The following is a 26,802-nucleotide window of genomic DNA, read 5'->3' on the forward strand; positions in this document are numbered from 1 at the left end:
TTGTTGTCGAGGTTGTTGTCCTGATTGGGCGTGTCTGTTGCCTAGGGTTTATTGAGTGATGCTGGTTATTTCCAACAACGTGCACCTGCCCGATGCCGAAATCGAGTTGACCGCCATCCGCGCCCAGGGCGCCGGAGGGCAGAACGTCAACAAGGTGTCGAGCGCGGTGCACCTGCGGTTCGATATTCCGGCGTCGTCGCTGCCGGCGTTCTACAAGGAGCGACTGCTGGCACTGCGTGACAGCCGTATCACCAGCGAAGGCGTGCTGGTGCTCAAGGCCCAGCAGTACCGGACCCAGGAACAGAACCGCGCCGACGCGCTGGAACGCCTGGTGGAGCTGATCCTCACTGCCACCAAGGTCGAGAAGAAGCGCCGCCCGACCAAGCCCACCCTGGGCTCGAAAAAGCGGCGCCTGGAATCCAAGACCAAGCGCGGCAGCATCAAGGCCGGGCGCGGCAAGGTCGACTTCTAGGCATCGCGCGCTTCGCGGGCCTTGGGCGCTTGCCGGTACAGGTAGACACTCAGCAGCAGCCCACCGAGGGCGGCGAGGGCGGCGAACAGGAAGATCGACGCAAAGCCGAAACCTGCCGCCACGGCCCCGGCCAGCGGCCCGGTAATGCCCAGCGACAGGTCGATAAACAGCGAATAGGCGCCCACCGCCGAACCACGGCTGGACGCGGGCACCAGGTTGACCGCCTCCACCCCCAGCGCCGGAAACACCAGGGAAAAGCCGAAACCGCTCAACGCTGCGCCGGCCAGGGCCAGGTTGGCATCCGGCGCCAGCCACAACAGCAGCAGGCCGAGGATCTCCACCGACAGGCAAGCGATTGCCACGCGAAAGCCGCCGATACGGTTGATCAGGTTGCCGAACAGCAGGCGCGCACCGATAAAGCTGGCGCCGAACAGGCTCAATGCCCACACCGCATTATCCCAATGCTGAGTGGTGTAATACAGGGTGATAAAGGTGGCGATGGTGCCAAAGCCGATGGAGCCCAGGGCCAAAGCGCAACCGTGGGGCAACACCCGGCCCAGTACATTCATGAACGGCAGGCGCACGCCGGCGACGATGGGCGCAGCCACTTTGTTCCAGGCCAGCAACAGGCCGACGACCGCCAGCAGGATAATGCTGACGCCCATGCTCCACAGCCCGAAATTCCTCACCAGCAGCACGCCCAACGGTGCACCGACCGCCAGCGCGCCGTAACTGGCGATACCGTTCCACGAAATGACCTTGGCGGTATTGGCCGCGCCCACCCGGCCAATGCCCCAGCCGATGGCGCCTGAGCCCACCAGGCTTTCTGCGCTGCCCAGTACCAATCGACCGATGAGCAGGCTGGCCAGGCTGACGGCCGGCACGCTCGAAAACCACGCCGCAAGCAACATGAACACGCCGCTCGCGCCGCAGCCCACCAGGCCGATCAGCACCGCCCGCTTGCTGCCCAGGTTGTCGATGATTTTGCCTGCATACGGGCGGCTCAACAGCGTGGCCAGGTATTGCACGCTGATCACCAGGCCGGCGATCACCGCGCCGTAGCCCAGTTCACTGTGGACATAGCCCGGCAACACGGCCAGGGGAATGCCGATATTCAGGTAGCCGATAAAGGTGAACAACACGAGGGAAACAACTTGCAGCGTGACCGCCATGGGGCGCTGGGTATCTGGCATGGGAGAGGTCCACTGTCGCAGCAGGTAAAGATAGGCTGCTAATGATACCGGGGCTTGGGCGTGCGCAGGGCGGTAAAACGCAAAAACGTCAGATCAAAAAGACGTCAGGCTTGAAGGGGGGCGAGTAACTGGGTGGTGACCAGGGCGGCCAGGGCGTTTTCCTGGGTGCCGAAGCGCTTGAGCAGCAAGGCTTGTTTGTCCGCGCTGAGGCGTTTCCACACGTCGACCATCTGCAGGGCGGTGTCGAGTACGGCGGTGTCCGGGAGGGTGTCTGTCATGGCGGGTACCTCGGGGTGATTCAGGCAGTGTGGAAAGCGTTCAAAGGTCCGCTTTCCACACGGTCTGGTACGGCGTCAGTCCTGGCTCTTGCTGTCGACTGGTTTTGCTTGTTTGGCCTCAGGCTGCTTCGCGCTGGCCTGCTGCGGTGTTGGCTGCTCAGTTTCGTGCAGGCTTGGGAAGGGGAGATTAGGTATCTCGTGCATCGTCGTCGCTCCTCGCAAAGTCTGTTTTTTCAATCGCAGGTGATTCCGCGCTCTCAAAAAGCCTTGGCAGGATACAGCACTGTAAATGACAAAAAGACTTTTATATCGCCGGGTGTACGAACCTTTTATCGTTTTTACGCAAGTGACAAGAGGTCACACCGTTCAGAACGGCACCTTGCCGAGGATCATGTCGCGGTACATCACAAAATCCCCGAGCAAGCTGTAGAACGGGTGCTGGAAAGTCGCCGGACGGTTCTTTTCGAAGAAGAAATGCCCGATCCAGGCAAAACTGTAGCCGGCAATCGGCACGGCCAATAACAGCCCCAGTGAGCCTCGGCCGATGGCATAGGCCAGGATGCCGATCACCAGGGTAGTGCCGATAAAGTGCAGGCGCCGGCAGGTGCTGTTGCCGTGCTCGGTCAGGTAATAAGGGTAAAACTCGGCAAAGCTGTTGAATCGCTTGAGGTTTTCCACTACGGCCGGCCCTTTGATTGTTGTGCCGCCGAACAGATGTTCGGCGGGGAGCTTATTTGAGTCTAGAGTGATCAGTGGTAACAGCCAGTGACAATAGATGCCACTTTAGTATCCTTGGCTTTCCTGGCTGCCGTTTTGAGCCTGCTTTATTCAAGAAGACGCCATGAGCGAACGAACAACGTCTGCAAGCTGGGCGATGGGGATAGTCAAGGCACTGGAAATGGACGGCCTGGATTGCCGCGCCTTGTTCAAGCAACTGGGCCTGGACTACGCCGCCCTGAGTGACCCCGATGCGCGGTTCCCGCAGGACTCCATGACCCGCCTGTGGCAGCGCGCGGTCGAGTTGTCGGGCAACCCGGCGATTGGCCTGAACATGGGCAAGGTGGTGCGCCCGGCGTCGTTTCATGTGGCCGGTTACGCCTTGATGTCCAGCAACACCCTGGCCGAAGGCTTCATGCGCTTGGTGCGTTACCAGCGGATCATCGCCGAAAGCGCCGACTTGAGTTTTCGACTATTACCTGAAGGCTATGCGCTGATTCTCACGGTGCATGGCGATCATCTTCCGCCGACCCGACAAAGCGCCGAAGCCTCCCTGGCCTGTGCGTTGGCGCTGTGCGGCTGGCTCACCGGGCGGACCCTGCAACCCCGCAAAGTGCTGTTGCAGGGCGATCAACCGGGGGACCTGGCCCCCTATAAACAAGCGTTCCATGCCCCGCTGGAGTTCGATGCGCCGTATGACGCGCTGATCTTTGAGCGCGCCGACATGGACGCGCCGCTGCCCACGGCCAACGAGGCCATGGCGCTGTTGCACGATCGATTTGCCGGTGAGTACCTGGCGCGTTTCTCCGAAAGCCGCGTGACCCACAAGGCGCGGCAGGTGCTGTGCCGGCTGCTGCCCCAGGGCGAACCCAAGCGCGAAGTGGTGGCCAAGACCCTGCACCTGTCCCAGCGCACCTTGCAGCGGCGCCTGCAGGAAGAAGGCACGAGTTTCCAGACCCTGCTCGACGACACCCGCCGCGAACTGGCCGAGCAATACCTGGCGCAGCCGCGCATGACCCTGTTGGAGATTGCCTACCTGCTGGGCTTTGCCGACCCGAGCAACTTCTTTCGCGCGTTTCGCCGCTGGTTTGATGCCACGCCCGGCGAATACCGGGCGCGGCTGCAGGACGCGTCGACGGTCAGTGACGCCAGAACGCCGGAATGCACAGAACAAAGACTGTGATGATTTCCAGCCGGCCCAGCAGCATGCCCAGGGACAGGATCCACTTGGCCGCATCCGGCAGGCTGGCGAAGTTGCCGGCCGGGCCAATGGTTTCCCCCAGGCCCGGGCCGACGCCGGACACGGTGCTGGCGGCGCCGGTGAGTGCGGTCATCCAGTCCAGGCCCAGCAGCGACAAGGCCAGGGCGATGGCGCAGATGGTAATGGCGAAGAAAAACGAAAAGGTCAGGATCGAACGCACGATCTCTTCGTCGAGACGGTGGCCGTTGTACTTCTGCTTGATTACCGCGCGCGGGTGAATCAGCTGGTTCAAGTTGGCCTTGAGCAGGATATAGGCGACCTGGAAGCGGAAAATCTTGATCCCGCCCGCCGTGGAGCCGGAACAGCCGCCGATGAAGCCCAGGTAGAAAAACAGCATCAGTGAGAAATTGCCCCACAGGCTGTAGTCCCCCAGTGCAAAACCGGTGGTGGTCACTACCGACGTAACGTTCAACGCCACATGGCGCAGGGCATCCAGCCAATGCAGGTTGGTGGTCCACCAGTACCAGGTGCCGAGCACCAGCCAGGTCACCAGCAACAAACCGAGCAAGCCCTGTACTTGCTGATCCTTGATCAATGCCTTGCGATTCCCCCGCAAGGTGGCCACGTACAGGGTGAACGGCAAGCTGCCGAGGATCATCACCACCACCGCCACCCAGTGCACCGCCGGTTGTTTCCAGTGCGCCAGGGACTCGTCCGAGGTGGAGAACCCACCGGTGGAAATCGCCGACATCGCATGGTTGATCGCATCGAACAGGCCCATGCCGGCCCACCAGAACGCCAGGCTGCCGAGGATGGTGATGCCGACGTAGGCCGCCACGATCAGCCGCGCCACCATGTGCGAGCGGGGCATGACCTTCTCCGAGCGGTCCGAGGATTCGGTCTGGAACAGGCGCATGCCACCGATGCGCAGCAGCGGCAGGATCGCCACCGCCATGCCGATAAAGCCGATGCCGCCGAGCCAGTGCAGCAGCGAGCGCCATATCAAAATGCCGGGGGACAGGGTGTCCAGGCCGCTCAGCACCGTGGAGCCGGTGGCGGTGATGCCGGACATGCTTTCGAAAAACGAGTCGGTGTAGCTGATGTGCTGGGTCAGCAGGAACGGCAGCGCGGCGAATACGCATACCACCACCCAACTGCTGACCGTGAGCAGGTACATGTCTCGCGGACGCAGGTGCACGTGTTCGGGACGCCCGGGAATCACCAGGGCAAGCCCGGCGACAAAAGTGATCAGGCTGGCCCAGAGGAACGAGGGCAGGTCGCTGGTCCGTTCGAAAATCACCAGGGTGGCCATGGGCACGACCATGGCGATCGCAAGGGTGATCAGGAAGATGCCGATGATGAAACCGATGATGCGTAGGGTCGGCAACGCCATGAAGTAAGCTCGAAATAGGGCAGAGGCGCCATTCTACCTGGGGTGCAGGGCATGTAAACCGGCGGATTTGGGCACAACATGGATCAAATGTGGGAGGGGGCTTGCTCCCGATGTCGGTGTGTCAGTGAAGGAAGTATCTACTGAGCCACCGCTATCGGGAGCAAGCCCCCTCCCACATGGGTTTGCGGTGGTAAAGACAGTGCACAAAAAAGGCGACCCGAAGGCCGCCTTATTCAACACCGCGCTGATCAGAATTCGTGATCAGCGTTATCCGGGTTCAGGTCGCTGATGCCCAGCTTGCCGGCAGCGGCTTCGATCGAGCCGGTCTGCTTGACCAGGGCGGCGATGGCGTCACGCACGATCTGGTTACCTGCGTCGTTACCGGCCGCGATCAACTGGTCGTAGTGCTCACCCTTGTTGGCGTGATCAACCATGACCTGGATCTTCGCTTCGGTCGCCGCCAGGTCCGCTTTCAGCGCGGTATCGGCAGCCGGGTCGGCCTTGGCCACCAGGGACGACAGGCTGGCGCCGGTCAGTTTGGTGCCGTCGACGCGGGTGTACTCGCCCAGGTAGACGTTGCGGATGCCCTTGGCGTCGTAGAAGTGCGAGTAGTGGGTGTTGTCGCTGAAGCAGTCCTGTTCGTCTTCCGGCGAGTTGGCTTCCAGGGAAACCTTCATGCGCTCACCGGCCAGCTCGCCCAAGGACAGGCTGCCCATGCCGAACAACATTTTGCGCAGGCCGTCGGTGGCAGGTTCTGCCTCCAGGGTGGCGCGGTAGTTGTCTTCGACGTTGGGTTTCCAGTTGCCGACCATTTCCTGCAGGTCGCTGACCAGCAGTTGGGTCACGGCGGTCAGGTAGGCGCGGCGGCGCTCGTTGTGGCCGCCGGTTGCGCCGTCGCCGGTCAGGTAGTCCGACGCAGGGCGGTTGCCCGCGCCCGGGCCGGTGCCGTTCAGGTCCTGGCCCCAGAGCAGGAATTCGATGGCGTGGTAGCCGGTGGCGACGTTGGCTTCGGAACCGCCCAGCTCATTGAGGCTGGCGAGTTTTTCCGGGGTGATGTCCTTCACGTCGACCTTGTCTTCGCCGACCTGGACTTCGGTGTTGGCGATGATGTTGGCGGTAGCGCCCGGGTTGCCCAGGGCGTGTTCGTAGGATTTGTCGACGTAGTCGATCAGGCCTTCGTCCAGGGGCCAGGCGTTAACCTGACCTTCCCAGTCATCGATGATGGTGTTGCCGAAGCGGAACACTTCGCTCTGCAGGTACGGAACGCGCGCGGCAACCCAGGCGGCCCGGGCGGCTTTCAGGGTTTCGTCGTTTGGTTTGGCGAGGAAGGCGTCGATTGCGGTTTGCAGGGTTTTTGCCGTGGACTCGGCATCGCTGTACACCGCGAAGACCATGTCGGCGTAATGCGCAACCACGGCCTTGGCGGCCGCTTCATCGACCTGGCCGGCAGGGGTGGCAGCCGCTGGAGCGGTGGTGCTGGCAGCCGGGGTCGGCGCCTGGTTTGCTGCGGGCTTGTCTTTACCTTCGCCGCAACCGGCGAGAGAAATGGCAATGGCCAGCAGACTGGCGGTGGCCAGGGGCATACGAATCATGGCGAACATCCTGCTTCGGTTGTTGATGGGCGCGCGGGGGTCGCGCAAAACTGCGACATAATGCGAAAGATTTGCATTTTGTGTAAAGGGTTATACGCGGGAAATATTCAGTATCGTTTTGCCCGCTCAGAGAATGGCCGCGCCATTGCGCTCCGCCTGCTTCAAAAAAGCCGCCAACTCCCGGGCCGGCAGGGGTTTACTGTAGTAGTAACCCTGACCTTCATGGCAACCCTCGGAGATGATGTAGGCCTCCTGCTCCGCGGTTTCCACGCCTTCCGCGATGACCTGCATGCCCAGGCTTTTGCCCAGTTGGATAATGGCGCGAACGATGGTGGCGTCGTCATCGTCGTCCAGCAGGTCCTGGACGAAGCTTTTGTCGATCTTGATCTTGTCCAGGGGCAGGCTTTTCAAATAGCTCAAGGAGGAATAGCCGGTGCCGAAGTCATCAATCGCGATCAATGCCCCGGAGCGGCGCAGGCTCAACAGGTGTTGGGCGGCGGTGCTGATGTCTTCCATCAGGCCGGTTTCGGTGACTTCCAGCTCCAGGCTGCGCGGCGGCAGGCGGTAGATCTGCATCAGGTTGTTGACCACCCGTGGCAGCTCGGTGTGGTGCAACTGCACGGTGGACAGGTTGACCGCCATGCGCAGTTCGGTGAAGCCCAGGTCATGCCATTCGCGCAATTGTCGACAGGCCTGGTCCAGTACCCATTCGCCAATCGGAATAATGGTGCCGTTCTGTTCTGCCAGCGGGATGAACAGGTCCGGCGGCACCAGCCCGTGTTCCGGGTGCTGCCAACGGATCAGGGCTTCCACGCCTACCACACGCTGGTCGCGATAGCTGATCTGCGGCTGGTAGACCAGGTGGAACTGGTCGCGGCTGAGGGCATCGCGCAGGTCTTTTTCCAGCTCGCGGCGGCGGCGCATTTCGCTGTCGACGCTGGCGATATAGAACTGATAGCGGTTGCGAGAGCGGCTCTTGGCCAGGGTCATGGTCTGTTCGGTTTTTTGCAGCAGCTTCTCGGTGCTGTCGCCATCTTCGGGAAACAAGGTGATGCCGATGGTGGCGCGCAGGCGAATTTCCTCGTGGTCGAGGGCGAACTCCGCCTCCAGGTCGTCGAGGATACTTTGCGCCAGTTCGGCCGCTTCGTAGGGCTGGTCGATATCGGCCTGTACCAGCGCGAACTGGTCGCCCCCCAGGCGGGCGAGGGCGCCGAGGCGACCGCTGTGGGCGCGCAGACGGTCGGCGAGGGCCAGCAGCAATTTGTCGCCGGCCTGGTAGGTAAACTGCTCGTTGACGCTTTTGAAGTCATCCAGTCCCACGCACAGCACCGCCACCCGGCGCTGGCGGCGACCGGCGTCGATGAGGATCTTGTCCAGTTGCTCCTGCAGTTTCTGGCGGTTGGGCAGGCCGGTGAGGAAATCGTACTGGGCCATGCGCAGCAGGCTGGATTCCGCCTCATGGCGCAGGTGGGTGTTGCGCTCGATGGATTCGAGCAACTGGTTGGCGGTGTTGATCCACAACCCCAACTCGTTGCGCTCGTGGCCCTTGAGTTGCGGGATCTTGTGCTCGCTGGGGCGGTCCGGGTTGATCGATGTCAGGTGTTCGATAATCCGCGACAGCGGCTTGGTCAGCAGCCAGTGGTAAACCAGGTACAACACCAGGCCCATGGCCAAGGCGCGTAACACGCCGGAAATGAAGATGATCACCGAACTGACAATAAAGCCCTGGCCGTACGTGGCGGTGTCGAGGGTAATGCTCAGGTCACCGTAATATTCGCTGTAGGGGCCTTTGCCGACCAAGGCAGTGGTGAAGGTGCGTTCCCGGCCAAGAATCAGGTCGGTGAGCCAGCGGCTGGGGGAGTGCTGCAAGGCACGGCTTTTTTCTGCCAGCATGGTTTCGTTGGGATGGCCGATGGAGGCCATGCGCACCGCCTCGTCCTGGAACAGCCCCTCTATCACCTGCATGCCCATCTCGCGGTCCAGGCTATAGACGGCCTGGGTCGAGGGGTCGCGAAACATGTCGAGGATGCGCTGGGCATCACCGGCCACGGCCTGGCGCGTCTTGTAGGCATCGAAAACGATCTGCGCCACGCTCAGCGTCACGCCCACGATCAACGCCGACAGCAGCACGACCCGTAGCAACTTCACCGACAAGCTGTTTTTGAGTTCCAGCTTCAAAGGGGCATTCCTTGTCTCATGCGGGTGGCCTTCAATATGCCATGAGTATTGGCAATCTGAGGTTGGCAGTCAAAGGGACATTGGGGCATAAGCTCAATTGGCGTTTTGGCTGACCAGCATTGAGAGGTACCAACGCAGATCGGTGCCTGGCAGACGTGGATAAAGAATCAGCATGCGGTACAAATATTGACTGGAGAGAAGGCGGAGCCGGTCCGCCTTCTGCGAGCCGGCGGTGTTAGTAATTAACCGGACCCTGTGGTTGTTGTCCTTCCCCGCCGATCTTTTCGCCGCCACCGGCTATGTCGATTTCCTCGTTTGCCATGTCCATTACTCCTTTGGCCAGGTCCATACCCTTATCAAGAAGTCCCGTTATCATTGGGATTGCGCCCGTTGCCGCCGACATAGGATCCATCGTAATTCCTCACACGTGATTAAGAGGTTTATTCCTCCTACCCCTTGTGTGGTGAATCCTATTGGTGGGTTCCAGTATTTCTGGCTTGCCTATGCTGCACCCACAAAAAAGCCCGGCAATCGCCGGGCTCTTTCTACTGCAAGGGTTGCTTAGGCAGTGAAGGTCTTGCCTTCGAACTGCTCAGCGACGAACTTCCAGTTGACCAGGTTCCAGAACGCTTCCACATACTTTGGACGTACGTTGCGGTAGTCGATGTAGTAGGCGTGTTCCCACACGTCGCAGGTCAGCAGCGGGGTGTCGCCGCTGGTCAGCGGGTTGCCGGCGCCGATGGTGCTGGCCAGGGCCAGGGAACCGTCAGCCTTTTTCACCAGCCAGCCCCAACCGGAACCGAAGGTGCCGACGGACGTCTTGGTGAATTCTTCCTTGAACTTGTCGAACGAACCGAACGCGGCGTTGATGGCTTCAGCCAGCGCGCCGGTAGGTTGGCCGCCGGCGTTTGGTGCCAGGCAGTTCCAGTAGAAGGTGTGGTTCCAGACCTGAGCGGCGTTGTTGAAGATGCCGCCCGAAGAAGATTTGACGATTTCTTCCAGGGTCTTGCCTTCGAACTCGGTGCCTGGCACCAGGTTGTTCAGGTTCACGACATAGGTGTTGTGGTGCTTGTCGTGGTGGTATTCCAAGGTTTCCTTGGAGATGTGCGGCTGCAGGGCATCGTGTGCGTAGGGCAGCGGCGGCAATTCGAAAGCCATGATGATTCTCCTAATCAGGTCAGTTGCGGTGAGCGCAAGGCCGATCACGGGCGGCCAAACAAGCGCCGGGGAGTTTGTACTCTTTGCGGCGCAGGGTCCGGATCATAGCACCGGGGGTGCGGCAAAACCACGCAACAACTGTGTGGGATAGAGGTTCCAGAGCGTTTTGGAATATTCATCAGGCGCTGATCAATTGATAGGCCACGCTGAACATCATCGCCGCTACCAACAGGTCCAACAGGCGCCATGTCGCCGGGCGTGCCAGCCATGGCGCCAGCCAGGCCGCGCCGAGCGCCAGGGTGGCGAACCACAGCAACGATGCACTCGCGGCCCCGGCCACGTAGGCGCCGGGTTCGGTTTGTTGCGCGCCCAGTGAGCCGATCAGCAGCACCGTGTCCAGGTAGACATGAGGATTGAGCAACGTGACCGCCAGGGCGCTGAGCAATACGGCGCGCAATGAGCGGACCTTGAGGTCGCCCCCTTGCTCCAGGCCCTGTGTCGAAAACGCCCGGCGCAGCGCCAGGGTGCCGTACCACAGCAGGAACGCGGCGCCGCCCCAGCGGGCAATCGCCAGCAGCAGCGGGTTTTGTGCCAGCACCGTCGCCAGGCCGAATACCCCGGCGGCCACGAGCAAGGCGTCGCACACCACGCACAACGCCGCCACCGGCAGGTGATGTTCACGGCGCAGGCTTTGCGCCAATACAAATGCGTTTTGCGTGCCGATGGCCATGATCAGCCCCAAGGCCACCAATAATCCGTTCAGATAGCTTTGCCACATAACCATTACTCCGAAGTCGCTGCCAGTTGCCGCAATACGTCCATGGCTCGCTCGGCATCCGCACGGCCGACGAACAGGTGGTCGTGGTAGTAGCCGGCGATCACGTTGCAACTGATCCCGGCTTTGCCGAGTGCGCTGGCGAAGGCGGCCGTCAGGCCCACGGCTTGCAGCGCTGAATGCACATTCAGGGTGATCCACGCGGCGATGTAGTCGAACGCCAGCCCGGCCTGTTCCGCCTGCCGGCGCTCCAGGATCAGGGTCAGGCCTTCCTGCTCGCGAAAGCTGCCGATGGCCTCGCAACCGGCCGGGATACGATGGTCAGGCAGGGTGCAGAACACGTAGTCACCGTCATTGAGCTGCGGGCTCATGCTGCGCAGCAGGGTTGCCAGGGCGGTTTCGCCAGCCATGGTGAAGGTTCCTTTTAAAGAGAGAAGCGATGCTGGCTATTCTCGTGGTCCAGGCTGTATAAGAAAAACCAATATTGCTGATCGCTCATTAGAGAAACTGATGTTCGACTATAAATTGCTTTCCGCCCTGGCGGCGGTGGTGGAACAGGCCGGCTTCGAGCGCGGTGCCCAGGTATTGGGGCTGTCGCAATCGGCGATTTCCCAGCGCATCAAGTTATTGGAAGCACGCATCGGCCAGCCGGTGCTGGTGCGGGTTACGCCGCCGGCGCCCACCGATATCGGTCGGCGTTTGCTTAACCATGTGCAGCAGGTGCGGCTGCTGGAGCGCGACCTGCAAAGCCAGGTGCCGGCGCTGGACGAAGAAGGCATGCCTGAACGCCTGCGCATCGCCCTGAATGCCGACAGCCTGGCCACTTGGTGGGCCGAGGCGGTCAGCGACTTCTGTGCCGAGCAGCATTTGCTGCTGGATCTGGTCGTAGAAGACCAGACGGTGGGGCTCAAGCGCATGCGCGCCGGGGAAGTAGCCGCCTGTATCTGCGCCAGCGAGCGCCCGGTGGCCGGAGCCCGCAGCCTGTTGCTCGGCGCCATGCGTTATCGGGCGTTGGCCAGCCCTGCATTTGTTGCACGGCATTTCCCCCAAGGTGTGCGTGCCGAGCAACTGGCGCGCACACCGGCACTGGTGTTCGGCCCGGATGATTTCCTGCAGCACCGCTACCTGGCGTCTCTGGGCGTGGACGGCGGTTTCGAACACCATTTATGCCCATCGTCCGAAGGCTTTATCCGCCTGGCGGAAGCCGGGCTCGGCTGGGGGCTGGTGCCTGAGTTGCAGGTGCGCGACCAACTGGAAAAGGGCGTGCTGGTCGAGTTGATGCCAGATAAGCCCATCGATGTGCCGTTGTACTGGCATCATTGGCGCAGCGGCGGGCAGCTGTTGGGCCTGTTGACCGACCACCTGGCCCAAGCCTGCGGACAATGGTTGGTGCCGTTGGACTGATGGCGGTCGTCAAGGCAACAGCGATGAAAAATGAAAGAACACGGGGTAATACATGAAGATTCTGGTCACCGGCGCAAGCGGCTTCATCGGCGGGCGCTTTGCGCGTTTCGCCCTGGAGCAGGGCCTGGACGTGCGGGTCAACGGGCGGCGCGCCGAGGGTGTGGAGCACCTGGTTCGACGCGGTGCCGAGTTTATCCAGGGTGACTTGAGTGATGCCGACCTGGTGCGCGACCTGTGCCGCGATGTCGAAGCCGTGGTGCATTGTGCAGGCGCCGTGGGCTTGTGGGGGAAGTACCAGGACTTCCATCAAGGCAACGTGCTGGTGACTGAAAACGTCGTGGAAGCCTGCCTCAAGCAGCGCGTGGGCCGTCTGGTGCACCTGTCGTCGCCGTCGATCTACTTCGACGGGCGCGATCACCTCGGGTTGACCGAAGAGCAAGTCCCCAAGCACTTCAAGCATCCCTATGCGGCCACGAAGTACCTGGCCGAACAGAAAGTGTTCGGCGCCCAGGAGTTCGGCCTCGAGGTGCTGGCCCTGCGCCCGCGTTTCGTCACCGGTGCCGGTGACATGAGTATTTTTCCGCGCCTGTTGAAGATGCAGCGCAAGAACCGCCTGGCTATCGTCGGCGACGGTCTCAACAAGGTCGACTTCACCAGTGTGCACAACCTCAACGAAGCGCTGCTCAGCAGCTTGCTGGCCACCGGTTCGGCTCTGGGCAAGGCCTACAACATCAGCAACGGCACGCCGGTGCCGGTGTGGGATGTGGTCAATTACGTGATGCGCCAAATGGAGCTGCCCCAGGTGACCCGTTATCGCTCCTACGGCTTGTCCTACAGTGTGGCGGCGCTTAACGAAGCCTTTTGCGCAATGTGGCCCGGTCGTCCGGAGCCGGCGTTATCGCGCCTGGGCATGCAGGTAATGAACAAAGATTTCACCCTCGACATCAGCCGGGCCAGGCATTATCTGGATTACGAGCCCAAGGTCAGCCTGTGGACCGCCCTCGACGAGTTCTGCAGTTGGTGGAAGGCCCAGGATCCCGGGTTCAAATAAGGTCACAACAGGCAACACATCGGGAACCGAATTCCAGGTTCCGGGTCGATCAACGCGACGGGCTTGGGGTTTATACTCCCGTCGCTCGGCTTTCCAGCCAGCTAACTCACCGATTCAGGGTTGATTCATGCGTAACGATGCCAAAGACGATTTCGACAACATTCCCAGCCTGCGGGCCGATCTTGGGGATGACGATGATTTCGAACCTTCCCCGGCCACCTCGGTGCGTTCGCGCAACACGCCCGTGGTCAAGGTCAAGGGCGCCAGCACCGGCCCGCTGTGGGCATTGATCGGCGCGCTGCTGATCGCCTTCGCCGGCCTGGCCTGGTGGAGCTTCCAGCAGATTTCCCTGATGGGCCAGCAGTTGGTAGCCACCCAGGAAAGCTTTGCGCGCATCAGCGAAGAAGCGGCAGGGCGCCTGCAGGACATTTCCGGCAAGGTCGTAGCCAGTGAAGCCAACGTGAACAACGGCAGCGAAGCACTGAAACTGCAGATCAAACAGCTGGAAACCCAGTTGCTGGAGCAGGGCAAGCAGCAACTCGGCGTTGCCGGCCAGGCCACCGAGCTGGACAAGCGCCTGGCGCAAATGACTGCCAGCACCACTGAGCTGTCGAGCGCCAATGCCAAGCTGCAGGGCCAGGTGCAAGCCTTGACCGATGCAGTGGCCACCCTGAAGGCAGCGCAGGGCGATGCCGGCAAGCGCGATACCGAGATAAAGGAATTGGTTGCTGATGTGGCTGCCTTGAAAAAGCAAGGTAACCCGAGCGCAGCCATCGCCCGTCTTGAGCAGGACCTCGTGGTACTCAAAAGCGCCCAGGACAGCCAGCCGGCCAACAGCGATGCGCCGACCAACAAGGAGTTCGACGTGTTCCGCATCCAGACCACCCGCAATATCACCACCTTGCAGAGCCAGGTGCAGAACCTGAATCAGCGCCTCAACGCGCCAGCGGCTGTCACGCCGCTCGGCCAGTAATGTCGGGCCTGTGGCAAGCCCGCTCGCCACAGGCCGACTAGGTGGCTTGAATGTCACCATCTGGTGACATTTCCCATCCCCTTCGTTACTTGCCCCCACCTTGCCCTTGTTTAGACTCCGGTCATCCCACAAACAATAATAAGGGCCACCCATGACCACGCGACCACTGCCTGCCAGCAGTTGGCTGAATGCACCTGCCCATCACGACTGGCTCGCCGCCGAAGGGCAGCGCCTGCTGGCCTTCGCCAAGGCCTCCCGTCTGCCTGAGGGTTTTGGCAACCTCGACGACAGAGGCCAGTTGCCGGCCGATGCTCGCGCCGAAACCATGAATACCGCGCGCATGACCCACAGCTTCGCCATGGCCCATGCCATGGGCTTGCCGGGTTATGCCGAATTGGTGGCGCACGGTGTTGCGGCCCTGGGCGGACCTTTGCGTGACAGCGAACACGGTGGCTGGTTCGCCGTGCCCCAGGCCCTGGACGGCAACAGCGGCAAGGCGGCCTACCTGCATGCCTTTGTCGCCCTGGCCGCCAGCTCGGCCGTGGTGGCAGGCGCGCCCGGTGCGCAAAATCTGCTGAACGACGCCATCCATATCATCGACCAGTTCTTCTGGAGCGAAGAGGAGGGCGTGATGCTCGAATCCTTCGCCCGGGACTGGAGCGGCGTCGAAGCCTATCGCGGCGCCAACAGCAACATGCACGCCACCGAAGCCTTCCTGGCGCTGGCCGATGTCACCGCCGACACACGTTGGCTGGATCGCGCCCTGCGCATCGTCGAGCGAGTGATTCATACCCACGCCGCCGCCAACCAGTTCATGGTAATCGAGCATTTCGACGCGCAATGGAAACCCCTGCTCGATTACAACGAAGACAACCCCGCCGATGGCTTCCGCCCGTATGGCATCACCCCTGGCCATGGCTTTGAGTGGGCGCGGCTGGTGCTGCACCTGGAAGCCGCGCGCCTGCAGGCCGGGCTGGCCACGCCGGACTGGCTGCTGAGCGCCGCCAAGGGCCTGTTTGCCAGCGCCTGCGACTATGCCTGGGCCGTGGATGGCGCCCCCGGTATCGTCTACACCCTGGACTGGAACCACCGCCCGGTCGTGCGCGAGCGTCTGCACTGGACCCACGCCGAAGCCAGCGCCGCTGCCCAGGCCTTGCTCAAACGCACGGGTGAGCTGCATTACGAAACCTGGTACCGGCGTTTCTGGGAGTTTTGCGACACCCATTTCATCGACCGCCTCCACGGCAGCTGGCACCACGAACTCAGCCCGCACAACCAGCCCAGCAGCACCATCTGGGGCGGTAAACCGGACCTGTACCATGCCTGGCAAGCGGTCGTGCTGCCTGCACTGCCCCTGGCACCGAGCATGGCCAGCGCTTTAGGCGCTGGATGTTATGTCACCAAGTGGTGACATTTGTGCATCCCTTTGTTACCTGTGCTCGAAAAAACCATGTTTAAACTCCGTGCAGCGCAAGCTCCAGACTTGCATGCATAACAACAAGAAAAGGTATTCAGATGAACGCGATTAATCGCCTCGCCGTAGCTATTTCCGTTGCCTCGTTGTTTCCCCTCAGTGCATTTGCCGCCGACTCCAAAGGGACGGTTGAAGTTGTGCATTGGTGGACCTCGGGTGGCGAAAAAGCGGCTGTAGATGTCCTGAAGGCCCAAGTCGAGAAAGACGGCTTCACCTGGAAAGACGGCGCCGTCGCAGGTGGTGGTGGCGCCACGGCCATGACCGTGCTGAAAAGCCGCGCGGTCGCCGGCAACCCGCCAGGCGTTGCCCAGATCAAAGGCCCCGACATCCAGGAGTGGGCCTCTACCGGCCTGCTCGACACCGACGTCCTGAAGTCCGTCGCCAAAGACGAAAAATGGGATTCCCTGCTCGACAAGAAAGTCTCCGACACCGTGAAGTACGACGGTGACTACGTCGCCGTACCGGTCAACATCCACCGCGTGAACTGGCTGTGGATCAACCCGGAAGTCTTCAAGAAAGCCGGTATCACCAAGAACCCAACCACCCTCGAAGAATTCTACGCCGCCGGCGACAAGCTCAAGGCTGCGGGCTTCATTCCGCTCGCCCACGGTGGCCAGCCTTGGCAGGACAGCACCGTGTTCGAAGCGGTGGTCCTGTCGGTAATGGGCGCCGATGGCTACAAGAAAGCCCTGGTCGACCTCGATAACGCTGCGCTGACCGGCCCGGAAATGGTCAAGTCCCTGACCGAGCTGAAGAAAGTCGCGACCTATATGGACGTCGACGGCAAAGGCCAGGACTGGAACCTCGAAGCAGGCAAGGTCATCAACGGCAAGGCCGGTATGCAGATCATGGGTGACTGGGCCAAGTCCGAATGGACTGCCGCCAAGAAAGTCGCCGGCAAAGACTACGAGTGCGTAGCCTTCCCGGGCACCGACAAAGCCTTCACCTACAACATCGACTCCCTGGCGGTGTTCAAGCAGAAAGACAAAGGCACTGCCGCTGGCCAGCAGGACATCGCCAAAGTCGTGCTGGGTGAAAACTTCCAGAAGGTGTTCAGCATCAACAAGGGCTCGATCCCTGTTCGCAACGACATGCTGAACAAAATGGACTCCTACGGTTTCGACTCCTGCGCCCAGACCGCCGCCAAGGACTTCCTGGCTGACGCCAAGACCGGCGGCCTGCAGCCAAGCATGGCGCACAACATGGCCACCACCCTGGCAGTGCAAGGTGCGTTCTTCGATGTCGTGACCAACTACATCAACGACCCGAAAGCCGACCCGGCCGACACCGCCAAGAAACTCGGCGCTGCGATCAAGTCTGCCAAGTAACGGTTGACCTTGTGAGGGGGATCCCTGACCCCTCACAAGGCGTGCTTCTGTAGTCCTTTTTCCCTGTATTGGATTTCCCCATGAGTTCTGTTGCTGTGTTCAGCAAAGCCTCGCCGTTCGATGCACTGCAGCGCTGGCTACCCAAACTGGTGCTGGCGCCCAGCATGTTCATCGTGTTGGTGGGTTTCTACGGCTACATCCTGTGGACGTTTGTGCTCTCGTTCACCACCTCTACGTTCCTGCCAAGCTACAAATGGGCGGGTCTTGCGCAATACGAGCGGTTGTTCGACAACGACCGTTGGTGGGTGGCGAGCAAGAACCTGGCGCTGTTCGGCGGGATGTTCATCGGCATCACCCTGGTGATCGGCGTGACGCTGGCGATTTTCCTCGACCAGAAAATCCGCCGCGAAGGTTTTATCCGCACCATTTACCTGTACCCGATGGCGCTCTCGATGATCGTCACCGGTACCGCCTGGAAATGGCTGCTCAACCCGGGCATGGGCCTGGACAAACTCCTGCGTGACTGGGGCTGGGAAGGCTTCCGTCTCGACTGGCTGATCGACCCGGACCGCGTGGTCTACTGCCTGGTGATTGCCGCCGTGTGGCAAGCCTCCGGTTTCATCATGGCGATGTTCCTCGCCGGCCTGCGTGGCGTTGATCAGTCGATCATCCGTGCCGCCCAGATCGACGGCGCAAGCCTGCCGCGCATCTACTGGAGCGTGGTGCTGCCGAGCCTGCGTCCGGTGTTCTTCAGTGCGGTGATGATCCTGGCGCACATTGCGATCAAGAGCTTCGACCTGGTGGCGGCCATGACGGCCGGTGGCCCGGGCTATTCGTCCGACCTGCCCGCCATGTTCATGTACTCGTTCACCTTCAGCCGTGGCCAGATGGGCATGGGCTCGGCCAGTGCAATCCTGATGCTCGGTGCGATCCTCGCGATCATCGTGCCTTACCTCTACTCCGAGCTGAGGACCAAGCGTAATGACTAGTCTCGCTGCCAAACCTGCCATCAGCCTGAGCCGCATCGCGATCTACGCGGTGTTGATCCTCGCTGTATTGCTGTACCTGGTACCGCTGGTGGTGATGTTGCTCACCAGCTTCAAGACCCCGGAAGACATCAGCACCGGCAACCTGTTGAGCTGGCCGACCGTGGTCAGCGGCATCGGCTGGGTCAAGGCATGGGCCACCGTGGATGGCTACTTCTGGAACTCGCTCAAGATCACCGTGCCGGCCGTGCTGATTTCCACCGCCATCGGTGCGTTGAACGGTTATGTGCTGTCGTTCTGGCGCTTCCGTGGTTCGCAGCTGTTCTTCGGCTTGCTGTTGTTCGGCTGCTTCCTGCCGTTCCAGACCGTGCTGCTGCCCGCGTCGTTCACCCTCGGCAAGATGGGCCTGGCCAGCACCACCACCGGCCTGGTGTTTGTGCACGTGGTGTACGGCCTGGCGTTCACCACGCTGTTCTTCCGTAACTACTACGTGAGCATTCCGGATGCGCTGATCAAGGCGGCACGCCTGGACGGAGCGGGTTTCTTCACCATCTTCCGTCAGATCATTCTGCCGATGTCCACGCCGATCATCATGGTCTGCCTGATCTGGCAGTTCACCCAGATCTGGAACGACTTCCTGTTCGGTGTGGTGTTCTCCAGTGGCGACTCCCAGCCCATCACGGTGGCGCTGAACAACCTGGTCAACACCAGCACCGGGGCCAAGGAATATAACGTGGATATGGCGGCGGCGATGATCGCCGGGCTGCCGACCCTGCTGGTCTATGTGATCGCAGGCAAGTATTTCGTGCGCGGCCTGACGGCCGGCGCGGTCAAGGGGTAATCATGGCTACGCTTGAACTTCGCAATGTAAACAAGACCTATGGCGCCGGCCTGCCCGACACCTTGAAGAACATCGAACTGTCGATCAAGGAAGGGGAGTTCCTGATCCTGGTCGGCCCTTCGGGTTGCGGTAAGTCCACGCTGATGAACTGCATCGCCGGCCTGGAGACCATCACCGGCGGCGCGATCATGATCGGTGACCAGGACGTCAGCGGCATGAGCCCCAAGGACCGTGACATCGCCATGGTGTTCCAGTCCTACGCGCTGTACCCGACCATGAGCGTGCGCGAGAACATCGAGTTCGGCCTCAAGATCCGCAAGATGCCCCAGGCCGACATCGACGCCGAAGTGGCGCGCGTGGCCAAGCTGCTGCAGATCGAACACCTGCTCAACCGCAAGCCGGGCCAGCTCTCCGGCGGCCAGCAACAGCGCGTGGCCATGGGCCGGGCCCTGGCGCGTCGGCCGAAGATCTACCTGTTCGACGAACCGCTGTCGAACCTCGATGCCAAGCTGCGCGTCGAGATGCGTACCGAAATGAAGCTGATGCACCAGCGCCTCAAGACCACCACGGTCTACGTGACCCACGACCAGATTGAAGCGATGACCCTGGGCGATAAGGTGGCGGTGATGAAGGACGGCATCATCCAACAATTCGGCACTCCGAAAGAAATTTACAACGACCCTGCTAACCTATTTGTGGCAAGCTTTATCGGTTCACCACCGATGAACTTCGTTCCTATGCGCCTAAAACGCAAGGACGGGGTGTTGGTGGCGCTGCTCGACAGCGGCCAGGCGCGATGCGAATTGCCGCTGGGTATGAACGACGCCGGCCTGGAAGACCGTGATGTGATCCTGGGCCTGCGCCCGGAGCAGATCGTGTTGGCGGCGGGTGAGGGTAATGGTTCATCGAGCATACGTGCCGAGGTCCAGGTCACCGAGCCGACCGGCCCGGACACACTGGTGTTTGTGCAGCTCAATGACACCAAGGTCTGCTGCCGTTTGGCGCCTGATGTGGCGCCGCAGGTGGGCGAGACCCTGACACTGCAATTCGATCCATCCAAGGTATTGCTGTTCGACGCCAACACGGGCGAGCGCCTCGGCACTGCTTCTTCATTGCCCGCACAGGGGCATGCGGACAACGTGGCCCAATTCAAAGGTCGCTGAAGTAGATAAGTTGTTGTTTTAGATGAAAAAAAAGTAACCCGCGTTAGATAAAAACAGTTTAATAACAATAAAGACGAGGATGTAGGGATGAAAAAGCAACACAACAACACTCGGCTGATCTGCCAACTGTCAGCAGCAGCAGCCCTTGTACTGTCCGCCAATGCGATGGCGGCCGATGCATTCAGTGCCGACTCCAAGTGGATGACCGGTGATTGGGGCGGCGAGCGTACCAAGCTGATCGAGCAAGGTATCGACATCAAGGCTGACTACGTAGGGGAAATGGGCGCCAACCTGCGCGGCGGCTACAACGACGACAGGACCGGCCGTTACTCCGACCAGTTCGGGTTGGGCGTGGCGCTGGACCTGCAAAAGCTGTGGGGCTGGGATAACACCCAGGCCAAGATCCAGCTGACTAACCGTAATGGCCAGAACATCTCCAACGACCGCATTGGCGACCCGCGTGCCGGCACGCTGAGCTCGTCCATGGAAGTCTACGGTCGTGGCCACATGGTGCGTCTGACCCAGTTCTGGATTCAGCACCAGATGTTCGACAACAAGCTGGACGTGAAGCTCGGCTACTTCGGTGAAGGCGAAGACTTCAACACCTTCCCGTGCGACTTCCAGAACCTGTCGTTCTGTGGCTCCCAGGTCGGCAACTATGTAAACACCTGGTACAACTGGCCGGTCAGCCAGGCCGCGATCCGCGTGAAGTACAACATCACGCCTGAGCTGTATGCGCAAATCGGTGCATACAACCAGAACCCGTCGCAGCTGGAGCACGGCAACGGCTTCAAACTCAGCGGCAGCGGCACCAAGGGCACCGTGATTCCGGTGGAGTTGGTCTGGTCGCCGAAGGTGAATAACCTGCCGGGCGAATACCGTGTGGGTTACTACAAGAGCGCCGCCGATGCTGCTGACGTTCGTGAAGACGTCAATGGCAACGATGCTGCTACCACCGGTGCGGCCTACCGTACCCGCAGCAGCAAAAAAGGCTACTGGTTCGTTGCCCAGCAGCAACTCACCACCCATAACGGCGACGCTTCCCGTGGCTTGAACATCGCCGCCAACGCGACCTTCCACGACAAGGAAACCAACCTGGTCGACAACTACCAGTCGTTGATGCTGGTGTACAAAGGCCCATTCGACGCGCGTCCGAAAGATGACGTCGGTATTGGTGCTGCGCGTCTGCACGTCAACGATGACGTGAAGAAAAACGCCGAACTGCTGAATGCCGCCAACGGCGTGGCCGACTACGACAACCCGCTGTTCTCGCCGATCCGCGAAACCGAGTACAACTTCGAAATCAACTACGGTTTCCACGTCACCAACTGGCTGACCGTGCGTCCCAACCTGCAATACGTTGTCCAACCGGGCGGCGTGGATAAAGTCGACAACGCGCTGGTGGCGGGCCTGAAAATTCAGTCTACGTTCTAACGCTGTTGCGATAAGCTCCTTCTCTCTGTGCGCATTTTGCGGGTAGCCATGGCTATCCGCTTTTTTTTGGGTGGCACTGTGATATTTGGGACCGTGGCACATGCATGAGCAACCGCTGCAACGCTTTTTCAAATCCCTGCGCGAGCGTCCGGTGTTCGCCTGGGAGCGCTTTCAGATGCGCGACGTGTTGGTGATCGACCATCCGCTGTGCCAGGCGGTGTTCAGTCGCCAGGGCGCGCAACTGTTGCACTTTCAGCCCCGTGGCCAGAAACCCTGGCTGTGGTGTGCGGCCAAGTGGCCGCAAGTCGGCGCCATCCGTGGCGGCGTGCCGGTGTGCTGGCCGTGGTATGGCCGCCATCCGAGCGAAAACGCTTGGCCGTCCCATGGTTGGGCGCGGTTGATCGACTGGAAACTGCTCGACAGCAGCAGCGACGACGACGGCGTGCGCCTGCACTGGCAATTGCAGCTGTGCGACTGGCAGGTCGACCTGCACGCGCACCTGGGCGACACCCTGGAATTGCGCCTGAGCACCGAGCACCAGGACGAGTTGCCGTGCCAGTTGAGCCATGCTTTGCACGCTTACTGGCGTATTGGTCACGTTGATGAGATAGCGCTGTCTGGGCTCGACGGCGCGCACGGTTACGACCAGCTCAATCGCCAGGCGTGCCAGCAGGAAGGCGAACTAAGGGTTGATGGCGGCTGCCAGCGGGTGTTCCAGCACGATGGCGAACTGCACCTCAAGGATCACGCCTGGCAGCGTGAATTGTGCATTGATACCGGCGACAGCGCCGACACCGTCGTATGGCATCCCGGCAGCCGGCCGCTGCTGGGGGTGAGCTTCAACGAAGCGTCGGGGTTTGTGTGCGTGGAGTCGGCGATGGCCGGGGCGAGTCTGGCGCCGGGGGAGAGGGCGCATCTCAGTTTGCAGGCGCGGGCAGGCGCCTAGCACATTGTCGTAGATACCGTCTTATCCGACACTGCGCAAAACCGTAGCAGCTGCCGAGCGCAAGCGAGGCTGCGTCAGGCGCGCTGCCGATTCAAGCCCGAGTCGCAGCCGACGCAGCCTCGCTTGCGCTCGGCAGCTGCTACGGTGGCAGGGGCTTAGTTGAACTCATCCCCCACCGGATACCGGCTGTCATTCAAGCTCTCTTTGATCTTGCGCAAATGCGGCTGGAAATCCACTCCACGGCGCAAGGTCATACCGGTCGCCAGCACATCCAGCACCGTCAACTGAATGATCCGTGAGGTCATCGGCATATAGATGTCGGTGTCTTCGGGCAGTGGAATGTTCAGGCTTACGGTACTGGCCTTGGCCAGCGGCGAGTTCTCGGCGGTTACGCCCAGCACCGACGCACCGTTTTCCCGGGCGATACGCGCCACTTCCACCAGCTCACGGGTGCGCCCGGTGTAGGAAATAATCACGAACAGCTCGCCCGTGTGGGCCACCGAGGCGATCATGCGTTGCATCAGCACGTCGGCGTGGGCGGTGACCGCCAGGTTGAAGCGGAAAAACTTGTGCAGCGCGTCCATGGCCACCGGCGCCGAAGCGCCCAGGCCGAAGAAGTGGATCTGCCGCGCCTGGATCAACAGGTCCACGGCCTTGCTGATCAGGGCCGGGTCCAGGGCCTGGCAGGCGGCATCCAGTGAGGCGATGGCGCTGCCAAAGATCTTCTGGGTGTAGGCCTCGGGGTTATCATCGGCCTCCACGGCGCGGCTGACATACGCTGCGCCACTGGCCAGGCTTTGCGCCAACTGCAATTTAAGTTCAGGGTAACCGCTGACGCCGAACGAACGGCAGAAACGGTTGACCGTCGGTTCACTGACCGAGGCGGCCTGGGCAAGGGCTGCGATGGAGAAGCGGGTCGCCTGCTGCGGGTTGAGCAGGATGACCTCGGCCACTTTTTTCTCAGCCTTGTTCAATTCTTCGAGGCGGTTCCGGATCTGTTCCAGAAGATTTCGCACGCGGTCCATTCAGTCTTTCCTTCGGGCGACGATGCAAATAAAGGGTGGCAACCAATCGACGAGTGGCCTTTTGCGGTGGCCTATCCTACTGAGGGTAGCTGAACACCACCACTCGGAATGCGTATTTCCGGAAAATGTTGTGGTTATTACTACATTTTTCCTTGAGTGATGCCTTGAAAAAAGGTATTTGTAGCTTAACTTGATAAAAGAACAAACATCATGCCTTCGATAACCGTAGAACCCTGCACCTTTGCCCTGTTTGGCGCCTTGGGTGATCTGGCGCTGCGCAAGTTATTTCCTGCCCTCTATCAACTCGATGGCGCCGGGCTGCTGCACGACGATACCCGTATCCTGGCCCTGGCCCGGGAAGCCGGTTCCGAGCAGCAACACCTGGCCCATATCGAAAAAGAATTGCGTAAATACGTCGGCAAGGAACTGGACGAGAGCATCGCCCAGCGCTTCCTGGCGCGCCTGACCTATGTCCACGTCGACTTCATGAAAGCCGATGACTACGTGGCCCTGGCGGAAAAGGCCGGCACCGAACAACGCCTGATTGCCTACTTCGCCACGCCTGCGGCGGTGTACGGTGCGATCTGCGAGAACCTGTCCAAGGTCGGCCTGGCGGAAAACACCCGCGTCGTGCTGGAGAAACCTATCGGTTCGGACCTGGAATCCTCGCGCAAGGTCAACGACGCCGTGGCGCAGTTCTTCCCGGAAAACCGCACCTACCGTATCGACCACTACCTGGGCAAAGAGACCGTCCAGAACCTGATCGCCCTGCGTTTCGCCAACAGTCTGTTCGAAACCCAGTGGAACCAGAACTACATCTCCCACGTGGAAATCACCGTGGCCGAGCAGGTCGGTATCGAAGGCCGTTGGGGCTATTTCGACAAGGCCGGCCAGCTGCGCGACATGATCCAGAACCACCTGCTGCAACTGCTTTGCCTGATCGCCATGGACCCGCCGGCCGACCTGTCCGCCGACAGCATCCGTGACGAGAAGGTCAAGGTGCTCAAGGCCCTGGCGCCGATCAGCCCGGATGGCCTTACCACTCAAGTGGTGCGTGGCCAGTACATCGCCGGCTACAGCGCCGGCAAGCCGGTGCCCGGTTACCTGGAAGAAGAGAACTCCAACACCCAGAGCGACACCGAAACCTTCGTCGCCCTGCGCGCCGATATTCGTAACTGGCGTTGGGCCGGGGTGCCGTTCTACCTGCGCACCGGCAAGCGCATGCCGCAGAAGCTGTCGCAGATCGTCATCCATTTCAAGGAACCGTCCCACTACATCTTCGCCCCCGAACAGCGCCTGCAGATCAGCAACAAGCTGATCATCCGCCTGCAGCCGGACGAAGGTATTTCCCTGCGCGTGATGACCAAGGAGCAGGGCCTGGACAAGGGCATGCAACTGCGCAGCGGGCCACTGCAATTGAATTTTTCCGACACCTATCGCAGCGCGCGCATCCCCGATGCCTACGAGCGTTTGCTGCTGGAAGTGATGCGCGGCAATCAGAACCTGTTTGTTCGCAAAGATGAAATCGAAGCCGCGTGGAAGTGGTGTGACCAGTTGATCGCCGGGTGGAAAAAATCCGGTGATGCGCCCAAGCCGTATGCGGCGGGGTCCTGGGGGCCGATGAGCTCGATTGCACTGATCACGCGGGATGGGAGGTCTTGGTATGGCGATATCTGAATTGAAACTGCCTCGGGGCGTGACTGCCCACGAGTACCGCACGCCTGTGCTGCTGGCGGACGGCCTGGCCAACGACGTGGCCGAACAACTGCGCGCGGCCATCAGTGCCCGTGGCGAAGCGACCCTGGTGGTGTCCGGTGGCCGCAGCCCCGTGGCGTTTTTCCAGAACCTGGCCAAGCAAGGCCTGGACTGGTCCAAGGTCACCATCACCCTGGCCGATGAGCGCTGGGTGCCGGTGGAACACGCCGACAGCAATGCCGGCCTGTTGAAGCAGCACCTGTTGCAAGGCCCGGCGGCCAAGGCCAGGTTCCTCAGCCTGTACAGCGCCGCCGCCAACCTTGAAGACGCTGCCGAGCAGGCCGATCGCCTGCTGGCCGAGTTGCCGGCCATTGATGTGCTGGTGCTGGGCATGGGCGATGACGGCCACACCGCATCGCTGTTTCCCAACAGCCCGAACCTCGCCGCTGCACTGCAGGCCGACGCTACCCGCCGTTGCTGGCCGATGCTGGCGCCGACCGTGCCGCACCAGCGCCTGACCATGAGTCGCGCATTGCTGGCCACGGCCCACTACACCGCGCTGTCGATTTCCGGCAGTTCGAAATTGACCACCTTGAGCGCCGCGCTGGCCAGTGACGACGTTGCTGCCATGCCGATTCGCGCGTTTTTGCAACCTACTTTAGAGATTTACTGGTGCCCATGAGCCAAGGATCAGCCGCTATGAAAAGCCCTCAACCGACCGTGTCCATGGCGGATAAAGTTGCCCTGATCGACAGCCTCTGCGCCAAGGCGCGGATCCTGCCGGTGATCACCATTGCCCGCGAGCAGGACATCCTGCCGCTGGCCGATGCCCTGGCAGCCGGTGGTTTGACCGCATTGGAAGTGACCTTGCGTTCCGAGTTCGGCCTCAAGGCCATTCAGGTGCTGCGTGAGCAGCGGCCTGAACTGTGCACCGGCGCCGGCACCGTACTCGACCGCCACATGCTTGAAGCGGCGGAAGTCGCCGGTTCGCAATTTATCGTCACCCCCGGCATCACCCGTGACCTGCTGGAAGCCTCGGTGCACAGCCCGATCCCGCTGCTGCCAGGCATCAGCAACGCCTCCGGCATCATGGAAGGCTACGGCCTGGGCTACCGTCGCTTCAAACTGTTCCCGGCCGAAGTCAGCGGTGGCGTTGCCGCGATCAAGGCCTTGGGCGGCCCGTTCGGCGAAGTGAAATTCTGCCCGACCGGCGGCGTCGGCCCGGCCAATATCAAAAACTACATGGCGTTGAAAAACGTGATGTGCGTGGGCGGCAGCTGGATGCTTGACCCGGAGTGGGTCAAGAACGGCGACTGGGCCCGCATCCAGGAAGTCACCGCGCAGGCGCTGGCGCTGCTGGATTGATCTGATTCATCGAATCGTTGTTGCTGTGCTTAACGGCATTTTTGCGGTGCACTTGGTCGGTGTACCGCTTTTTTTTGGTTCATCACGGAATCCCGGGAAACACAGAAACAAGAACGCCGATTTGATTGATGATGTTCGTGCGAGCAAACACATCTAAAAA

Annotated in this window: 26 protein-coding genes; 15 read left to right on the top strand and 11 right to left on the bottom strand. The window is 61.0% G+C overall.

The window, feature by feature from the left end:
* Positions 1–58 precede the first annotated feature (58 nt).
* Positions 59–472 (top strand): alternative ribosome rescue aminoacyl-tRNA hydrolase ArfB, encoded by a 414-nt coding sequence (gene arfB, locus BFQ01_RS15420; RefSeq protein WP_065925922.1) that lies wholly within the window; start codon positions 59–61, stop codon positions 470–472.
* On the opposite strand, the gene BFQ01_RS15425 is transcribed toward arfB, so the two are convergent.
* The 3 genes from BFQ01_RS15425 to BFQ01_RS15430 all read right to left on the bottom strand — a co-directional run bounded on the left by BFQ01_RS15425 (position 469) and on the right by BFQ01_RS15430 (position 2,621).
* Positions 469–1,665, bottom strand: coding sequence for an MFS transporter (locus BFQ01_RS15425; RefSeq protein ID WP_065925923.1), 1,197 nt, complete (start codon positions 1,663–1,665; stop codon positions 469–471). The genes arfB and BFQ01_RS15425 overlap by 4 nt on opposite strands.
* 104 nt (positions 1,666–1,769) lie before the next feature.
* A complete protein-coding gene (locus BFQ01_RS32570; RefSeq protein ID WP_176718751.1) occupies positions 1,770–1,943 on the bottom strand; it encodes a hypothetical protein in 174 nt (57 codons plus the stop codon).
* A 366-nt stretch (positions 1,944–2,309) separates the two neighbouring features.
* Positions 2,310–2,621, bottom strand: coding sequence for a DUF962 domain-containing protein (locus BFQ01_RS15430; protein WP_027605580.1), 312 nt, complete (start codon positions 2,619–2,621; stop codon positions 2,310–2,312).
* Positions 2,622–2,784: 163 nt separating this feature from the next.
* Here BFQ01_RS15430 and BFQ01_RS15435 point away from each other — a divergent pair, with 163 nt between their 5' ends.
* Complete coding sequence (locus BFQ01_RS15435; RefSeq protein WP_065925924.1) at positions 2,785–3,843, top strand: AraC family transcriptional regulator; 1,059 nt, start codon at positions 2,785–2,787, stop codon at positions 3,841–3,843.
* On the opposite strand, the gene BFQ01_RS15440 is transcribed toward BFQ01_RS15435, so the two are convergent.
* The 7 genes from BFQ01_RS15440 to BFQ01_RS15465 form a co-directional block, all read right to left on the bottom strand.
* A complete protein-coding gene (locus BFQ01_RS15440; protein WP_065925925.1) occupies positions 3,800–5,254 on the bottom strand; it encodes a TrkH family potassium uptake protein in 1,455 nt (484 codons plus the stop codon). The genes BFQ01_RS15435 and BFQ01_RS15440 overlap by 44 nt on opposite strands.
* Positions 5,255–5,502: 248 nt before the next feature.
* Positions 5,503–6,846 carry an imelysin family protein gene (locus BFQ01_RS15445; RefSeq protein ID WP_027605583.1) on the bottom strand — a complete coding sequence of 448 codons (1,344 nt, stop codon included), beginning with the start codon at positions 6,844–6,846 and terminating at the stop codon, positions 5,503–5,505.
* Between the two features lie 126 nt (positions 6,847–6,972).
* Positions 6,973–9,024, bottom strand: coding sequence for a putative bifunctional diguanylate cyclase/phosphodiesterase (locus BFQ01_RS15450; RefSeq protein WP_065925926.1), 2,052 nt, complete (start codon positions 9,022–9,024; stop codon positions 6,973–6,975).
* A gap of 235 nt (positions 9,025–9,259) precedes the next feature.
* Positions 9,260–9,436 carry a hypothetical protein gene (locus tag BFQ01_RS32575; protein WP_161985734.1) on the bottom strand — a complete coding sequence of 59 codons (177 nt, stop codon included), beginning with the start codon at positions 9,434–9,436 and terminating at the stop codon, positions 9,260–9,262.
* Between the two features lie 149 nt (positions 9,437–9,585).
* On the bottom strand, positions 9,586–10,182 hold the full coding sequence (locus BFQ01_RS15455; RefSeq protein ID WP_003212997.1) for a superoxide dismutase: 597 nt from the start codon (positions 10,180–10,182) through the stop codon (positions 9,586–9,588).
* A 178-nt stretch (positions 10,183–10,360) separates the two neighbouring features.
* The gene (locus BFQ01_RS15460; RefSeq protein ID WP_065925927.1) at positions 10,361–10,960 is read right to left on the bottom strand and encodes a LysE/ArgO family amino acid transporter; all 600 of its coding nucleotides are present in this window, start codon (positions 10,958–10,960) and stop codon (positions 10,361–10,363) included.
* A 5-nt stretch (positions 10,961–10,965) separates the two neighbouring features.
* The gene (locus BFQ01_RS15465) at positions 10,966–11,367 is read right to left on the bottom strand and encodes an ACT domain-containing protein (RefSeq protein WP_027605586.1); all 402 of its coding nucleotides are present in this window, start codon (positions 11,365–11,367) and stop codon (positions 10,966–10,968) included.
* A gap of 100 nt (positions 11,368–11,467) precedes the next feature.
* Between BFQ01_RS15465 and BFQ01_RS15470 the strand changes: the two genes are divergently transcribed.
* The 10 genes from BFQ01_RS15470 (at position 11,468) to BFQ01_RS15515 (ending at position 22,557) form a co-directional block, all read left to right on the top strand.
* Positions 11,468–12,361: a LysR family transcriptional regulator ArgP gene (locus BFQ01_RS15470; protein ID WP_065925928.1), complete on the top strand. Its 894-nt coding sequence runs from the start codon at positions 11,468–11,470 to the stop codon at positions 12,359–12,361.
* A gap of 52 nt (positions 12,362–12,413) precedes the next feature.
* Entirely contained in the window at positions 12,414–13,412 is a 999-nt protein-coding gene (locus BFQ01_RS15475) for an NAD-dependent epimerase/dehydratase family protein (protein ID WP_065925929.1), read from the top strand.
* A 127-nt stretch (positions 13,413–13,539) separates the two neighbouring features.
* Complete coding sequence (locus BFQ01_RS15480) at positions 13,540–14,385, top strand: ATPase (RefSeq protein ID WP_065925930.1); 846 nt, start codon at positions 13,540–13,542, stop codon at positions 14,383–14,385.
* A gap of 151 nt (positions 14,386–14,536) precedes the next feature.
* The gene (locus tag BFQ01_RS15485) at positions 14,537–15,796 is read left to right on the top strand and encodes a D-mannose isomerase (RefSeq protein WP_065925931.1); all 1,260 of its coding nucleotides are present in this window, start codon (positions 14,537–14,539) and stop codon (positions 15,794–15,796) included.
* A gap of 104 nt (positions 15,797–15,900) precedes the next feature.
* Positions 15,901–17,187, top strand: coding sequence for an ABC transporter substrate-binding protein (locus tag BFQ01_RS15490; protein WP_027605591.1), 1,287 nt, complete (start codon positions 15,901–15,903; stop codon positions 17,185–17,187).
* Positions 17,188–17,267: 80 nt separating this feature from the next.
* Positions 17,268–18,176: a carbohydrate ABC transporter permease gene (locus BFQ01_RS15495; protein WP_003175732.1), complete on the top strand. Its 909-nt coding sequence runs from the start codon at positions 17,268–17,270 to the stop codon at positions 18,174–18,176.
* A complete protein-coding gene (locus BFQ01_RS15500) occupies positions 18,169–19,014 on the top strand; it encodes a carbohydrate ABC transporter permease (protein WP_027605592.1) in 846 nt (281 codons plus the stop codon). The genes BFQ01_RS15495 and BFQ01_RS15500 overlap by 8 nt, the downstream gene beginning before the upstream one ends.
* Before the next feature lie 2 nt (positions 19,015–19,016).
* The gene (locus tag BFQ01_RS15505) at positions 19,017–20,177 is read left to right on the top strand and encodes an ABC transporter ATP-binding protein (protein ID WP_065925932.1); all 1,161 of its coding nucleotides are present in this window, start codon (positions 19,017–19,019) and stop codon (positions 20,175–20,177) included.
* Between the two features lie 87 nt (positions 20,178–20,264).
* Positions 20,265–21,611 (top strand): carbohydrate porin, encoded by a 1,347-nt coding sequence (locus tag BFQ01_RS15510; protein ID WP_065925933.1) that lies wholly within the window; start codon positions 20,265–20,267, stop codon positions 21,609–21,611.
* A gap of 100 nt (positions 21,612–21,711) precedes the next feature.
* On the top strand, positions 21,712–22,557 hold the full coding sequence (locus BFQ01_RS15515; protein ID WP_065925934.1) for a D-hexose-6-phosphate mutarotase: 846 nt from the start codon (positions 21,712–21,714) through the stop codon (positions 22,555–22,557).
* 155 nt (positions 22,558–22,712) lie between these two features.
* Here the strand turns inward: BFQ01_RS15515 and BFQ01_RS15520 are convergent, their stop codons facing one another.
* A complete protein-coding gene (locus BFQ01_RS15520) occupies positions 22,713–23,573 on the bottom strand; it encodes a MurR/RpiR family transcriptional regulator (RefSeq protein WP_169898656.1) in 861 nt (286 codons plus the stop codon).
* A 219-nt stretch (positions 23,574–23,792) separates the two neighbouring features.
* On the opposite strand from BFQ01_RS15520, the gene zwf reads away from it, so the two are divergent.
* Genes zwf through BFQ01_RS15535 form a run of 3 tightly spaced genes read left to right on the top strand, consistent with a single transcriptional unit; the run spans position 23,793 to position 26,642 of the window.
* The gene (gene zwf / locus BFQ01_RS15525) at positions 23,793–25,259 is read left to right on the top strand and encodes a glucose-6-phosphate dehydrogenase (RefSeq protein WP_027605596.1); all 1,467 of its coding nucleotides are present in this window, start codon (positions 23,793–23,795) and stop codon (positions 25,257–25,259) included.
* Positions 25,246–25,959, top strand: coding sequence for a 6-phosphogluconolactonase (pgl, locus tag BFQ01_RS15530; RefSeq protein WP_065925935.1), 714 nt, complete (start codon positions 25,246–25,248; stop codon positions 25,957–25,959). Before zwf ends, pgl begins: the two co-directional genes overlap by 14 nt.
* 17 nt (positions 25,960–25,976) lie before the next feature.
* The gene (locus BFQ01_RS15535) at positions 25,977–26,642 is read left to right on the top strand and encodes a bifunctional 4-hydroxy-2-oxoglutarate aldolase/2-dehydro-3-deoxy-phosphogluconate aldolase (RefSeq protein ID WP_026013852.1); all 666 of its coding nucleotides are present in this window, start codon (positions 25,977–25,979) and stop codon (positions 26,640–26,642) included.
* Positions 26,643–26,802: the final 160 nt, after the last annotated feature.

The organism is Pseudomonas sp. 8 R 14, assembly GCF_900005955.1.
GTDB lineage: Bacteria > Pseudomonadota > Gammaproteobacteria > Pseudomonadales > Pseudomonadaceae > Aquipseudomonas > Aquipseudomonas marginalis.